The 13854-nt window shown below is 47.8% G+C and carries 14 protein-coding genes; 2 read left to right on the top strand and 12 right to left on the bottom strand.

What is annotated here, in order from left to right; genetic code table 11:
- Nucleotides 1-170 precede the first annotated feature (170 nt).
- The 10 genes from PMI05_RS22065 to PMI05_RS22020 all read right to left on the bottom strand — a co-directional run bounded on the left by PMI05_RS22065 (nucleotide 171) and on the right by PMI05_RS22020 (nucleotide 10281).
- Complete coding sequence (locus tag PMI05_RS22065) at nucleotides 171-1052, bottom strand: LysR family transcriptional regulator (RefSeq protein ID WP_007726546.1); 882 nt, start codon at nucleotides 1050-1052, stop codon at nucleotides 171-173.
- 130 nt (nucleotides 1053-1182) lie between these two features.
- A complete protein-coding gene (locus tag PMI05_RS22060) occupies nucleotides 1183-2151 on the bottom strand; it encodes a threonine/serine dehydratase (RefSeq protein WP_007726545.1) in 969 nt (322 codons plus the stop codon).
- A gap of 16 nt (nucleotides 2152-2167) precedes the next feature.
- Nucleotides 2168-3313, bottom strand: coding sequence for a M20 family metallopeptidase (locus PMI05_RS22055; RefSeq protein WP_007726543.1), 1146 nt, complete (start codon nucleotides 3311-3313; stop codon nucleotides 2168-2170).
- Nucleotides 3314-3329: 16 nt separating this feature from the next.
- Nucleotides 3330-4745, bottom strand: coding sequence for a YfcC family protein (locus PMI05_RS22050; RefSeq protein ID WP_007726539.1), 1416 nt, complete (start codon nucleotides 4743-4745; stop codon nucleotides 3330-3332).
- Nucleotides 4746-4856: 111 nt separating this feature from the next.
- Nucleotides 4857-5978: an aminotransferase gene (locus PMI05_RS22045; protein WP_007726537.1), complete on the bottom strand. Its 1122-nt coding sequence runs from the start codon at nucleotides 5976-5978 to the stop codon at nucleotides 4857-4859.
- Between the two features lie 33 nt (nucleotides 5979-6011).
- Nucleotides 6012-7061, bottom strand: coding sequence for an ornithine cyclodeaminase family protein (locus tag PMI05_RS22040; RefSeq protein ID WP_007726534.1), 1050 nt, complete (start codon nucleotides 7059-7061; stop codon nucleotides 6012-6014).
- 130 nt (nucleotides 7062-7191) lie between these two features.
- A complete protein-coding gene (locus PMI05_RS22035; RefSeq protein WP_007726532.1) occupies nucleotides 7192-7923 on the bottom strand; it encodes an IclR family transcriptional regulator in 732 nt (243 codons plus the stop codon).
- 27 nt (nucleotides 7924-7950) lie between these two features.
- Nucleotides 7951-8637, bottom strand: coding sequence for an amino acid ABC transporter permease (locus PMI05_RS22030; RefSeq protein ID WP_193375271.1), 687 nt, complete (start codon nucleotides 8635-8637; stop codon nucleotides 7951-7953).
- A 68-nt stretch (nucleotides 8638-8705) separates the two neighbouring features.
- Nucleotides 8706-9518, bottom strand: coding sequence for an ABC transporter substrate-binding protein (locus PMI05_RS22025; protein WP_007726529.1), 813 nt, complete (start codon nucleotides 9516-9518; stop codon nucleotides 8706-8708).
- A 40-nt stretch (nucleotides 9519-9558) separates the two neighbouring features.
- Nucleotides 9559-10281 carry an amino acid ABC transporter ATP-binding protein gene (locus PMI05_RS22020; protein WP_007726528.1) on the bottom strand — a complete coding sequence of 241 codons (723 nt, stop codon included), beginning with the start codon at nucleotides 10279-10281 and terminating at the stop codon, nucleotides 9559-9561.
- A 213-nt stretch (nucleotides 10282-10494) separates the two neighbouring features.
- Between PMI05_RS22020 and PMI05_RS22015 the strand changes: the two genes are divergently transcribed.
- A complete protein-coding gene (locus PMI05_RS22015; RefSeq protein WP_007726525.1) occupies nucleotides 10495-11094 on the top strand; it encodes a hypothetical protein in 600 nt (199 codons plus the stop codon).
- A gap of 279 nt (nucleotides 11095-11373) precedes the next feature.
- Nucleotides 11374-12531, top strand: coding sequence for a serine hydrolase (locus tag PMI05_RS22010; protein ID WP_007726505.1), 1158 nt, complete (start codon nucleotides 11374-11376; stop codon nucleotides 12529-12531).
- Between the two features lie 108 nt (nucleotides 12532-12639).
- Here the strand turns inward: PMI05_RS22010 and PMI05_RS22005 are convergent, their stop codons facing one another.
- Together PMI05_RS22005 and PMI05_RS22000 are read right to left on the bottom strand one after the other, a co-directional pair.
- The gene (locus tag PMI05_RS22005) at nucleotides 12640-13191 is read right to left on the bottom strand and encodes an NADAR family protein (protein ID WP_007726503.1); all 552 of its coding nucleotides are present in this window, start codon (nucleotides 13189-13191) and stop codon (nucleotides 12640-12642) included.
- Nucleotides 13192-13212: 21 nt separating this feature from the next.
- On the bottom strand, nucleotides 13213-13854 hold a 642-nt coding region (locus PMI05_RS22000; RefSeq protein ID WP_007726501.1), incomplete at its 5' end, for a YwqG family protein.

The following is a 13854-nucleotide window of genomic DNA, read 5'->3' as shown; positions in this document are numbered from 1 at the left end:
TAGTATCCATACATAATGTATACCATAGTATTCCAACATATAGTGCTAGTAACAAAAGCCTAGCCGCTTTCTGTGAACCAATAAAAACGAAAAAGAAGCTGGGAAAAACGAAACCGTTTTTTCCAGCTTCTTTACTTTTGAGAAACTTCTTAGACAGCTCCTTGTCATGACTACTCTTCTCTTACCGATAACCAAACGTCTTTGACCAGCTCCATGAAGGTCTGGATCGCAGGCTCTTCTCTTCGGCGTTCCAGACAGACTAGCGATGTTTCTGCTTTCTTGGAAAAGCGGAACAGCTCGATCAGTTCGCCTGTTCGGAGCTCTTTTTCCACGAGAACCTTACTGAGCAGGGCTATGCCTGTTTGATTCAGGACTGATCGTTTGATGGTTTCTTCACTGCTGCATTTGATGACAGAGGGTGGGATGTAGTTTAATTCCAACAGGCATTGAGTAATAAATTCATCGAGATTGCACCCCTCCTGATAGGACAAAAAAGGAAAGGTCACGAGTGCGTCTGCCAGTGTTTTGTCCTTCATCAAATCAGGAGAAGCAATCAGGGTGAATTGTTCTAAGTCTACCACGCTCGAGTGGATACCCGATTGCAAGGTGGTGCCCGCAATGATCCCAATATCTGCCTCGTGGGCCTGGATTTTCTTCAACGTTTCCTGACTGGTACAAGAAATTACCTGTAGATTTACCTGTGGGTGTGTTTCCACATACGCCTTCAGAATTTGGGGCATGTATTGGATGCAATAAAATTCTGGGGCCGCAACGACAAGCGGACCTACTGGCATGTCTAAATGATTAAGTCCCTCCGTCATGTGCTGGAGAACGTAGAAAAGCTGATCCGTATGCTGCTTCACTATTTTTCCTGCCGGTGTCAAAAACGTGCGCTTGCCTACTCGATTGAGCAAAGGATGGCCCAGCTCCCGCTCCAATGCTTGAATCTGGAGTGTAATCGTAGGCTGGCTGTATCCGAGTTGCTCTGCAGCCTTCGTCAAGTTCAAATGCTCGGCAACGACCTGAAATGTCTTCAGATTGCGTAACTCCATGATTGATTATCCACTCCCTCACCGAACGACACCCATTCTTCGTGTAAGTGCGTGTTCAAAAAGTCGGCTTTTTGAACAACCTCTGTTAGAAAAAGTGTAGCCGAGAGTGGCACTATGTTCAACCGATACCCTATGCGTGCTTCCCTATAATCTCCGCCAGCTTGCGAGCATCTACATTACTGCCGCTCACAATCGTCAGCACCTTTTTCCCTGCCAGATCGGGTACCGTTCCCTGCATGAGTGCAGCGATACCTACCGCCCCTGAGCCTTCCACCATCAGATGATGCTCCTTTGCCAGCCAGCTCATGGCTTGAGCAACATGTTCTTCCTCTACAAGCAGGAAGTCATCGACGATCTGAAGAGCCAAGTCCAGGTTACCTTGGGTGATTCCCCCATGAAGACCATCTGCGAGTGAATCGCTGTATACCACCTCAGCCAAGCGCTTTTCGCGGAACGAGTAGTACCATGGCGGAGACGCATGTGTCTGAATCCCAATCACCTGCACATCCGGATTGATTGCCTTTGCTGCGAGCGCCACTCCGCAAATTAACCCTCCGCCGCCAGCAGGTACGAGAATGACGTCAAAATCCGGCTCTTCCAAAAGAGCCTCCAGCGCTGCCGTTCCTTGCCCTGCTATGATCTCATTGTCTTCAAAGGCGTGGACGAACGTGCGCCCTGTTTCTTTTGCCAGCTCATAGGCATGGCTTTCTGCGTCATCATAGCTGTCTCCATACACGACCAACTCCGCACCGTAGCGCTTGATGCCCGCTTTTTTGGTCTCGGGAGCTGTTTTTGGCACGACGATCAGGGCCGACGCACCTTTTAACGAAGCCGCATACGCGACACCTTGTGCATGATTTCCTGCTGAAGCGGTAATAACGCCCCGAGACAGCTCCTCTTCCGTCAAAGATGCGATTTTGTTAAGCGCACCGCGCGCCTTGAATGATCCTGTTTTCTGATGGCATTCCAGCTTCATCCATACATCAACATCTGCGATGGCAGACAGCGCTGGTGATGAAATCAACGGGGTATGGATAACCTGCCCCTTGAGATTCTTGTGGGCTTTTACAATATCGAGAAAGGATACGGACAACGACATAGATTACGCCTCCTTGTTAAAATCTTTTTACTACTTGAATCAATAGCTCGACAGCCGTTGGGATAACATCCTCATCAATGTCAAAACGCGGATGATGGTGGGGATAGCTGCTCTTTTCTCCACGCATTCCGATAAAAATAAAACTGCCAGGCTTGCGCTCCAAATAGTAAGAAAAGTCCTCACCACCCATGACCGGCTCCACATAAGCAAGACTGCTCTCGCCAAATTGATCGGTTACGACATCAGCAACGAATCGACTCATCCGCTCATCGTTAACAACAGGTGGGGTCCCCCAATCTACCATGACTTCGGCATCTGCGCCCCATGCCGAACACAATGTCTCAATCGTCTGCTTCAGCTCGCCAGCCAAGAGTTGCCTCGTCTTTTCTGACTGTGCCCGCAGTGTTCCATATAAAACGGCCTGATTCGGGATGATGTTATAGGTAGAGCCAGCTTCCATCCGACAGATGGAAATCACCGCAGGTTCAATCGGATTGACGCTACGCGCCACGATTCCTTGTACCGCGTTAATCACCTGGCTCGCCACATAGATCGGATCGACTGTTTCGTGCGGCATCGAGCCGTGTCCTCCACGTCCGGTTATGACGATGCGCAGGTCATCAGCAGACGCCATCATCGCACCCATACTGATTCCGATCTTTCCTTTCTCAAGAGGCTGCCATAGATGCAGCCCAAAGACAGCGTCCACATCATCAATCGTACCTTGACGGACGATAGCTTGCGCTCCACTAGGGAGCATTTCTTCTGAGGATTGAAATAGAAAAAGCACATTTGGTGCTACGTCTGCGCGGTTTTCCGAAAGCCATTTGGCTGCTGCTAGCAAAATGGCCGTATGTCCATCGTGACCGCATACATGAGCGACACCTTCATTTTTCGAGAGATACGGCTTCTCTCCCTCTTCAACGATTGGTAGTGCATCCATATCCGCCCTTAACGCAATGGTTTTCTTTCCATCCGTCCCCCGCAAAATGCCGACCACATTCGGCGGCTCACATGGGATCAGTTCAATTTTCCATTCCTGTAAATACTTCCGAACATAGGCCGCTGTCTGATACTCCTGACCAGACAGCTCTGGATATTGATGCAAGTATCGCCGTTCACCGATGGCCCATTGTGCAAGAGTTGGTGTGCAAAGTGCCATTCATGATCTCCTCCCGTCAATATGGTCCATAACCAATCAAATGCGCGACGACGACAGCGACTGTCGCAATCCCGTATTGCATCAGAATCAGCGGCATAATCCATTTCATCCAGTGCAACCACGGGATACCAGCCAAAGCCAAACCAGCCATGAAATAGCCGGAGGTCGGAATAAAAATATTGGATATGCCATCTCCGAACTGATAGGCAAGAACCGCGGTTTGACGCGTAACGCCAACTAATTCTGCCAAAGGCGCCATGATCGGCATAGTCAAAGCAGCCATTCCACTGCCGGACGGAACAATAAAGCTGATCACGGTTTGGAGGACGAGCATGCCAAACGCTGTAAGTGCACTAGGCAATTGATTCAAGACACCAGCAGAATAGTAAAGAATCGTATCTAGTATGTGACCGTCATTAAGCACCACAACAACTGCTCGTGCAACTCCAATGACCAAGGCCCCGGCTATCAGGCCAGCAGCACCTTTCATGAAGTTGTCTACCATTTCGTTGATGCCGAGTCTTCCCACGATTCCGATGATGATGCCCAGCAACAGAAAGATTCCGGATAGTTCGGTGAGATACCAGCCATATTGAATGACACCAAAGACCAACACGACAAAGTTGAGAACAAAGCAAGCCAAGATTCCTTTATGTCTGGCCGTCAACTTCAAATCTTCACGCAAGAGCTCCGCCGTGTTTTTCCCTTCAAATAATCCGAAGAAGCCCTGCGAACGGTCTTGTTTGACTTTCGACGCATACCGCAGGACGAATGCAGTCGATACGAAATACATCACGACAAAAACAGCAATTCGATAACCCATTCCCGAAAAAGTGGGCAGCTCTGCGATGCCTTGGGCAACCCCCACCGTAAACGGATTCATTAGTGCAGATGTAAAACCGACCGACGCTCCTACCAGTACAATGGCAGCACCAGTCATTGCATCAAAACCAAGAGCAATCGCCAGCGGAATCATGATCGCGATGTAGGGTAACGTTTCTTCAGCCATTCCCATGAGCGAGCCGCCTGCCGCAAAAAACAGCATCATGATGGGAATCAGCCACTTCTCTTGATTCCTGAGTAGGCGCGATAGTGTGACTATGAGAGCCTCAATCGCGCCAGTAGCCGTTAAAATACCGAATATTCCGCCAATTATCAATACAAAAAAGATAATGCCTGAGGCTTCCACCAAACCGGTATGCACGCTGTTTACCAGCCCGAGCGGTTTGACTGGAGATGATTCAATCCACTGAAACGACTGTGGATCAATGACACTCCTGCCGTTTACCTCGACTCGTCCGTAATCTCCAGCAGGCAAAATATACGTCAGGATCACCGCAATCGCAATCACGGCAAAAAGTAACGCGAACACATTGACTTCCCACAGTTTTTTCTGCTTTTTCGGCTGCAAATCTACATTAGGCTGACTCATGATATCCCCCCAGTTCGGTATCGTGATCAGAAATGCCAAAATGTAAAAATACTAGGATAAGAGTGTCTCTTTTCTTCCACCGAAGAGACACTCCTACTCCCACTTTATCCCTTATTTGTGTGACTCCAAAAACTCCGATACTTTTGATAGACCCACTTGAAGCACTTCCGTCGAGCAGGCGTACCCAATTCGTAACCACCCTTCCATGTCGAAGCAACTGCCTGGTGTCAAAAACGCCCCTGTCGTTTTAAACAGGTCAATGCAAAATGCTTCCGAAGGGATATCCAGCTCGTACTTGAGCATTGCGGTTGTTCCTGCCTGCGGCTTGACGTAAGAGACTAACGGCTCCTTCGCCACCCACTCATCGAGAATTTGCAGATTGTCCCGCACGATCTTCAGGTTGCGCTCCATGATCTTGTCGCGGTTTTTCAGTGCATGGACAGCCAGCATGTCATCCAGCATCCCGCAGCTGATGGTCGTGTAATCGCGGTGCTGGAAGCAACTCTTGATCACATCCTGAGGCGCTGCAATCCATCCCAGACGCAAGCCCGCCAATGAAAACACTTTGGACATGCTGCTTGTCGCAATCCCTTTTTCGTACAAGTCGACGATAGATGGCACCACAACCTCCGGGTCTTGGTGCAAATTGCGATACACCTCGTCACACAGCAGGTAAGCATCAACGGAGCGGGCAATCTCTACGATTTCTCGCAGCAACCCTTCCCCCATCAAAGCTCCGGATGGATTGTTCGGATTGTTGATACAGATCAGCTTGGTCTTGTCTGTAACGAGCGAACGCAGTTCACCCGGATCAGGAAGAAAATCATTTTCCGGCAAAAGTCTGAGCAGCTTGACCTGCGCTCCGAACGACTCCGGTACTGAATAAATTTGCTGATACGTCGGATGAACGGTAATTACTTCGTCACCAGGCGCAACGAGCGAGAACAAGGTAAGAAAATTCGCTCCGATCGCCCCGTTCATCGCCAAAATGTTCTCCGGCTTCATCGTTTGATACATACTCGCGACGAGGCTACGGAATTCCGGCGAACCCTCGATATGACCGTACGTCAGCTTCTTCTGGGCCATCTCGCGGAAAAAATCTTCCGGCTCATCGGAAAGGCGAATCAACTCTTCTACCGTCAGCGAATCAACGCATGTTTCGGCAATATTGTAAACAGCCTCCATCTCGTAGGCGTTCATCCATTCTTCGACTTTAAAAGGTGCAATTCTCATCGTCGTTCCTCTCCTTATACTCTCCTTTTACTCTTACAGATCAACTATCGTACCTACACCGCGGTTATCCGCCACTTTTAAAATGTGTGCAGCTGTCAGTAAATCTTGGAACGCGATCCCTGTGCTGTCAAAAATCGTGATTTCTTCTACATGTTGTCGTCCTTGGGCATGACCGGGGATGACATTGCCGATCTCTGCTGCGATATCGCTTTCTGTTATCAGACCCTTTTTTACAGCTACCTTCGTCTCTCCCACGCGTACAGCCTGCCTTACATCATCAACGAAGACGCGCGCTTTTGCAAAAAGCCGTTCATCGATTTCCTGTTTTCCTTCCATATCTGCCCCTATGCAGGTAATATGCGTCCCAGGCTTTACCCAGTTCTCTTGGATCATCGGTTCACGTGAAGAGGTTGCGGTGATGATAATATCTGCTTGTCTAGTCGCTTCTTCGAGGTTGTCCACTGCAATAAACTGCACGTCACAACGGCTGGCATAACACTCGTGTTCTTCTCCTGCATATTTGGAGACGAATCTGGTCAAGAGGTTTTCTTTGATTTTGGCGGCAAAGCTTTGCGCCTTTTCTGGTGATCGCGGATTGCAGATGTACACCCGCTTGATCTGCTTCATCGTCATCAGTGTCGCCATGATTTGAAAAGGAGCCTGATGCCCCGTCCCTACTATCAGCAGGTTCTCCGATTCGGGACGTGCCAAATACTTTGCACCGATTCCACCGGCAGCTCCCGTACGCATGCAAGTAATGTGCTCTCCACTCAAAATCCCCTGCGGTACGCCAGTTTGGCTGTCCAATACCATCACCGTTCCAACTAATTGTGGCAGGCCTTTCTTGTCATTGTCACCGAACCACGAGACGAGCTTGAGTCCAAATATGTCGGCTTGCGGCAAATGACCGGATTTGATATCCATGTCGGCTCTACCCTCTACGAACTCATGAAAAATGAGCGGAAACAACGTCGCCTGCTGACTCGATTTCATTTGATAGGCTTGCTCGACCACTTCAATCACTCTGGCCATATCCAGCACATCTTCCGTGGTTTCCTGATTTATGACGCGAAATGGAAACATGTCTATCTCCCCTCCCCACTGTTTCTTTCACACTAACACAGTTTTTCAGGGCGAAAAAATTGAAAGATCCAATGGTTAATATTAAAAAAAGCAAACCCTCCACCAACAGATGCTGGAATGGAGGGTTTGCTTATGCTCCGCCGATTCTTGCCGAAATCGTCGTAGCTTGGCGTTTCACTTTTTCGATGAGTAGGGGCAATCGATCTTCTGTCACCCGAAAGCACGGGGCGTTGATCGAGAGCGCTCCGACGAGTTGATTTCCGTAGCCGATGATCGGAGCAGCAACAGCCATGGTGCCTTCCGTCTTCTCCTCGTAGCTGATCGCATAGCCACTTTTCTTGGCTTCGCTCAGCTGCTCCAAAAATGGCGGCTGCTTGTCTGACGCAAGCTGGGCTGAAACGACTCTTGTAATCGCATCCTGCTTTAAATACGCGAGAATGATTTTGCTAGGGGCGCCGATTGTGAGAGGTATCCGCTCCCCCAAGTTCTCGTCTATGCGTATTTTCAGTGGACTTTCTACTTTTTCGATCGGCATCGAGTCCGCCCCCGCCATTACGTTGAGGAAGATACTCTCCTCGACTTCATTCGCCAGCTCCTCCATGAAAGGTCTCGCTACAGCCCGCAGGTTCAGCTTTTCATGCAGGATAAAACCGATTTCCATCCATGTATATCCCGGCTTGTAATGCTTGGTGACTGGGTCCTGCTCAACCAATCCGAACTGGATCATGGATTCGAGAAAACGGTGGAGCGTACTGATTGGTAGACCCGTTGCGCTCGCCAGCTCCGAAATCGGCCAAGCATGTTTTTCGTCTGAAATCAGTACCCGAATAATTTTCATCGCCCGTTCGACTGATTGAACCATCCTTCTTTCTTCCTCCATGACAAAAAGTTACGCTGCCACGCTACTATTGTCTTTCGTTTGTTTTTTGGGGGCTTTTCCTGTAGCCAGCCGTGCTTCCAGCTTGTTAACAAAATACGAGAAGATCATGATCAGAACGAGATAGTACAAACCGACAACCATGTACGTCTCTAGCTGCTTGTAGTTGGAAGCTGCTTCACCGAGACCGGTTCCCCATAAATCCTGCATCCCTACATAGGCGACCAACGATGAATCCTTCAACCCGATAATAAATTGATTGCCAAGCGATGGGATCGCCCGACGGAACGCCTGCGGCAAAATGATTCTACGCATCGCCAACGGGTACGACATCCCGAGTGACCTGGACGCTTCCATTTGCCCGCGGTCGATGGACTGGATGGAGCCTCGGAAGATTTCCGCAATATACGCACCGTTATGAACTGCCAGCGCGATGGCCCCTGCCCAAAACTGCGACAGTGTGACCATATTCGCCAAGCCGAAGTACAGAATACAAATTTGTACGATCAGTGGCGTTCCTCGAATGACGGTAATGTAGGTGTGTGCGATGTAGTTCAATACTTTGGAATCGGATATCCGGAAAAAGGCGATGACAAGACCTACCACACAACCGAGCACCAGCGCAACCGCCGTCAACTGAACCGTGAGCCATGTCGCTTTTAGAAAAAGGGGATAACTGGATAGAAAAATATCAATAATCACGTTCAATCCTCCTCACATGAAGCGTTAAAAAGGGGGGCGTCCATCACGGACACCCCGTTGCCCACTCACTGTTTTTGCAAGATATTGCGGCCAAACCATTTTTGGCTGATTTTTTCATAAGTACCGTCTTTGACGATCTCGTCCAACGCCTTGTTGATCCGCTCCACTGCCTCTTGGTCACCCAAGCGCACAGCAATCGCTTGCTCGTCAAAGCTGAGCGGTTCGCCTACATCAATCACTTTTCCGCCGCCTTCTTTAATGAATCGCAAGCCAACTACCTGGTCCGTAATAACCGCATCGAGACGTCCTGTCGGCAAGTCGAGTAAAGCGGTAATATCGCTATCATATTGAGTGATTTTGTCTTCATCGGTTAGCTTTTTCGCCCAATCCAAGTAGTTGGATGCTTTCACTACGCCGATCTTTTTGCCTTTCAAATCCTCTTTGCTCTTGATTGTTGTATTGCCCTCTTGCACGAAAATTTGCGAACCGGAACGGTAGTATGGATTGGTGAACAGAACGGCTTTTTGACGTTCTGGTGTGACAGTCAAGCTCCCAATGACAGCGTCGTATTTTTTCGCGTCCAGACCAGGGATGATCGTTTCGAATGGATTGGTGATCGGCATTGCGTTCATGCCCATTTTTTCTGCCAGCGCTTGTCCGATCTCTACATCAAAGCCAGTCAGTTGCCCATTTTCCTTGAAGCTAAACGGCTTGTACACGCCACTCATGGCGTACGTAAAATCTTTCTTTCCACCGTCTCCAGAAGCTTGTCCACCTGCTGCCGGTGCACTTTCCTGTGATCCACAAGCAGAGAGCAACAACGAGCCCACTAGAACAGTAGACAACAAAATTCCGGACCATTTTGCACGTTTTTTCATTGGTGATTCCCCCTGTATTCATCTGTATATTTAGCGGATTTTAACGGATGCTGCCTAAAAACTGCTTGGTACGATCATGCTGCGGATTTTCAAAAAATTCACTCGGTGGTCCCTGCTCCAGGATTTGCCCATCGTGCATGAACACCGCCCGATCTGCTACTTCACGAGCGAAGCCCATTTCATGCGTCACGACGATCATCGTCATTCCTTCTTTGGCGAGCTGCTTCATAACCTGTAGCACTTCACCAACGAGCTCGGGATCGAGTGCGGAGGTAGGCTCATCAAAAAGCATGATTTTCGGTTTCATTGCCAGTGCCCGGGCGATGGCAACCCGCTGCTTTTGTCCACCGGAGAGCATATCCGGGTAGACATCGGCTTTATCCTGCATATTCACTTTTTTCAGGAGCTCGTACGCTAATTGTTTGGCTTCTGCTGCATTCATCCCTTTGACGTGAACAGGTGCCTCGATCAAGTTTTCCAAAACGGTCTTGTGCGGAAACAGATTGAAGTGCTGAAAAACCATGCCGACCTCTGCGCGGAATTGATTCAGATTCGTCTTGTGTGGATCAATCTGCTGACCACCGATTCGAATCTCTCCGCTGTCATGAAATTCCAGAAAATTCAAACATCGAAGTAAAGTACTTTTGCCTGAACCACTCGCTCCAAGCAAGACGACAACTTCCTTTTCTTCCACCGTGAGCGTAACGCCCTTCAACACGGTTAACGGGCCAAAAGATTTGACAAGCTGCTTAACCTCAATCATCCTGCTATCCCCCATTTATCTCCCGGATGAATTGCGTATTCCTTTTTCCGAATATCGGAAATGATTTCTGATTTAAATTATAATTATATATTTTCTGATATTCAAGAAAAATATGTTTTATTGAATAAATATTCATGACAGGAATATGGAATAGTTTTCCTCCTTGCGAGGAATGAATAAACGGGAGTGTTTTATACATCAAGGAGGACCCTGATGAAAGTAGCAACGTACTTCTATGTAGGACTCATCATCATTTTTCTGCTCTCCGCCTGTTCGCTGCCAGGTCCACAAGCAGCACCACCACCACAGCAAGCGGCTCCATCTGACCCTGAGCCGGAAGTGAAAAGACCGGCAACCGATGAGATCAAAGGTCGAACCATAAACAATCAGTTCTCCGTGCCGATCCCGATCACCGAGACATTTACGTTTACCCTTCCTCCCTCTTGGACAGGAAATTACATCGTGGAGGAGTTCTCATCGACGACGAAGCGTCCCCCTCGCCAACAGCCACTGGAGGGCAAGCTGGATGTGCCGACGAAATACGAAGCGCATTTTATGTTCGCTCCCAATCAGCGAAAGGAGAAGCAATCCTCACTCCTCACCATTTTTGTCATGACGGTACCGCATTGGAATCATCTGTCCAAAATGGAAGGACCGCCGCTGGGTGAAGTACTGGCACAAACACATGGGCTCGTCTACGCTGTCTCCTTGCCCCAGTCCAATCCGTATGACCCCGCAACTCCAGACGGCAAGCTGTATGGGCAAATGGTTATGTCTTTGGAGCAGGTCAAAGCTGCGTTTTCTGTGCAATAAAGAAAAAAGTGGTTGGGCAGCACGATGTCTGCTCAACCACTTTTTCGTGTAAAGACAAATTTTAATGCAGCACAATGTCAAACTATTTTAAACATAAGTAATTTGTAAGGAATGCGTAAGAAAAAAGAGATTTTCATTCTGTATGATAAAAAAACAACGCGGTGTGAAAGGAGGAACAGATATGACTTATATATGAAAAACAAACCATTTAACAAGAGTGTTTCAAGGAAAAGAACAAGCAATCACCTATACAATATAAATAGAGGAGAGAAATGCCTTATGAAAAAACGTAGTGAAATTACATTTGCAAGTCTGGCCCTTTTAATAGCTGGAAGTTCCCTGTTATACATAACGCCAACCTCAATTGTAAAAGCAGAGCCCACTCAAAATGTATCTGGTTCGTTACAAACAAGCACTCAACGAGATCGTAATACCGTCAAGCAAGCAATGCGGGATATATTGCAACTTGGAAACCCGGGGATACTCGCTAAAACTTATGAGGATGGAAAAACATGGGGTTACGCCGCTGGGGTATCGAATCTGAGCACTAAGAAACCAATGGAAACAGATTTTCGCTTTCGCATTGGCAGCGTGACGAAGACGTTCACCGCAACAGTTGTACTTCAATTAGCTGGAGAGAATCGCCTGAATCTAGACGACTCCATCGAAAAATGGTTGCCTGGTGTCATTCAAGGAAACGGATATGATGGTAACCAGATTACTATCCGGCAGATATTGAACCATACAAGTGGTATCGCTGAGTACTTAAGATCAAAAGATGCTGATATGATGAATGCCAAAAAATCATATACCGCTGAAGAATTAGTAAAGATTGGGCTTTCTCTGCCTCCAGACTTTGCCCCAGGAAAGGGCTGGTCATATTCAGACACAGGATACGTATTACTGGGTATCCTTATTGAAAAAATAACCGGAAACAGCTATGCGGAAGAGATTGAAAATCGGATTATTGAACCGCTTGAATTGTCGAATACATTCCTACCTGGCAATTCGAGCGTTATTCCAGGCACCAACCATGCCCGTGGATATTTCCATCCAGACGGTGCAAGTGAGCTAAAAGACGTTACTTATTATAACCCAAGTATAGCTAGCTCGGCTGGGGATATGATTTCTACTGCCAACGACTTAAATAAATTCTTCTCTTACTTACTCAGTGGCAAATTACTGAAGGAACAGCAATTAAAAGAAATGCTTACTACAGTTCCTACAGGAAGTGCTGAAATCAGCGGATATGGTCTTGGAATCTATGAAACTAAGCTTCCAAACGGTGTTTCGATATGGGGACATACAGGTAGCATTCCAGGGTTTATTACTCTTGTTGGGGGTACACTTGGAGGCAAGCATATGTTAACCGTCAATTTGAACAATTTGGGTAAAGCTAACTTTAAAAATATGTTACTTGCAGAATTTAGCAAGTAGGCAAAAAGGAAAAAATACGCTATTCTTTCTGAATAATCATAGGAAAGAATGGCGTATTTGTACGTCTATTTCTGTTTTGCTCTCCCCAAAAAAGATGGGCAACCTGGATCACGAACGTAACTGCTCCCTGACTGCCATCAATGCAAAACCGAGCAAGTTTTCTCCCCGCCACTTTTCGGGTTGTTCTGCATGCGGATGATCGTGGGCCATCCCGATCCCCCATATCCGATCATAAGGACTCGCTTCGACAATAATACGGTCACCTGTGTCCAAGAGGTATGCTTTCAAATCGGCATGCTGGCTGAATTTTAATAGGTTTGCCTGGCGTACAATCGCCGTCTTGTTCGCATTCCACACAGCCTCGTCAAAGGAATGAACCTTTCGTCCCAATTCCTTCGCTTGTTTGGGATGGTTCTTCCTGAGTATTTCATCACGGATGGCAAGATCACCGAACAATTCAGCCTTTTTCGCCATCATATAATGCTCAGCGGTCAAATACGTGATGCCGTCCTCTACAAAAGCAGCCGGATACCATTGGCTGAAGCATGATTTGTCGATAGTGCCTGATTCCTTCTGTGTATGTCCCCAAAAGAACAAGTATTTCACTCTGGTCTTTTGCGATTCTTTGAGTAAGCTTTGGACGTCATGTATGTTCTCCATCGTTGTATCCCCATCTTTCTTTTATAGACAATCCCATGTATACGAAACCTTTGAAAAATCCAGCCGAAGCAAATCCTCCCTGCGAATGAAGAAGTTGCCCACTCCGCTATCTCCCCACGAGACATAGTAATCGTAGTTGTCGCCCTCCATATCCAGTTGAAGGAGCAGCTCCCAACCCTTCTGATTCACATTTTCTTGGGTAAAGTACGGATATCCACCGATCCGTGACCCGCTTGCATCGGCGAGGTCCCAATATTTCGAGTAGGCCACTTCATCCTCGTCGGTAGGTAGCTGAAAATTCATCGCCTGTGGATCTCGATGAGGGACGTACTGCGACTCTAGTTTTCCTGTCAGTTTGTATGGCCCACCTAGTACCGGACTGTACACGTCAAGGTCCTCTGGTTGAAAGGGGTCTATTTCCTGTGTGTCAATGACCTCTTCAAAATGAAGCACTTGAAAGGATTGGTCCATCAACCCGAACGTATCATCCGCCTTGACAAAAAAACTGCTCAATCCACTAGCGGGGTAGCCATCGAGTCGTGGCATTTGCGCCCAGTTGATTTGTGCGATAAACAAGTAGTCATTCCGATCTTCATCCTGTGGGTATGGCATTTGTGGCGGCAGCCAAGGCTTTCCGCCTACCTTGCTATCCGTTAAGGTAGC

Source organism: Brevibacillus sp. BC25 (assembly GCF_000282075.1).
Taxonomy (GTDB): Bacteria; Bacillota; Bacilli; order Brevibacillales; family Brevibacillaceae; genus Brevibacillus.
The sequence above is the reverse complement of the archived record's forward strand: the minus strand, read 5'-3'. Positions and strand labels throughout refer to the sequence as shown.

Excerpts from the sequence above, each read along its gene's own strand:
- PMI05_RS22065 (WP_007726546.1), bottom strand. The coding sequence starts at position 1,052 with ATGGAGTTACGCAATCTGAAGACATTTCAGGTCGTTGCCGAGCATTTG.
- PMI05_RS22060 (WP_007726545.1), bottom strand. The coding sequence starts at position 2,151 with ATGTCGTTGTCCGTATCCTTTCTCGATATTGTAAAAGCCCACAAGAAT.
- PMI05_RS22055 (WP_007726543.1), bottom strand. The coding sequence starts at position 3,313 with ATGGCACTTTGCACACCAACTCTTGCACAATGGGCCATCGGTGAACGG.
- PMI05_RS22050 (WP_007726539.1), bottom strand. The coding sequence starts at position 4,745 with ATGAGTCAGCCTAATGTAGATTTGCAGCCGAAAAAGCAGAAAAAACTG.
- PMI05_RS22045 (WP_007726537.1), bottom strand. The coding sequence starts at position 5,978 with ATGAGAATTGCACCTTTTAAAGTCGAAGAATGGATGAACGCCTACGAG.
- PMI05_RS22040 (WP_007726534.1), bottom strand. The coding sequence starts at position 7,061 with ATGTTTCCATTTCGCGTCATAAATCAGGAAACCACGGAAGATGTGCTG.
- PMI05_RS22035 (WP_007726532.1), bottom strand. The coding sequence starts at position 7,923 with ATGGTTCAATCAGTCGAACGGGCGATGAAAATTATTCGGGTACTGATT.
- PMI05_RS22025 (WP_007726529.1), bottom strand. The coding sequence starts at position 9,518 with ATGAAAAAACGTGCAAAATGGTCCGGAATTTTGTTGTCTACTGTTCTA.
- PMI05_RS22020 (WP_007726528.1), bottom strand. The coding sequence starts at position 10,281 with ATGATTGAGGTTAAGCAGCTTGTCAAATCTTTTGGCCCGTTAACCGTG.
- PMI05_RS22015 (WP_007726525.1), top strand. The coding sequence starts at position 10,495 with ATGAAAGTAGCAACGTACTTCTATGTAGGACTCATCATCATTTTTCTG.
- PMI05_RS22010 (WP_007726505.1), top strand. The coding sequence starts at position 11,374 with ATGAAAAAACGTAGTGAAATTACATTTGCAAGTCTGGCCCTTTTAATA.
- PMI05_RS22005 (WP_007726503.1), bottom strand. The coding sequence starts at position 13,191 with ATGGAGAACATACATGACGTCCAAAGCTTACTCAAAGAATCGCAAAAG.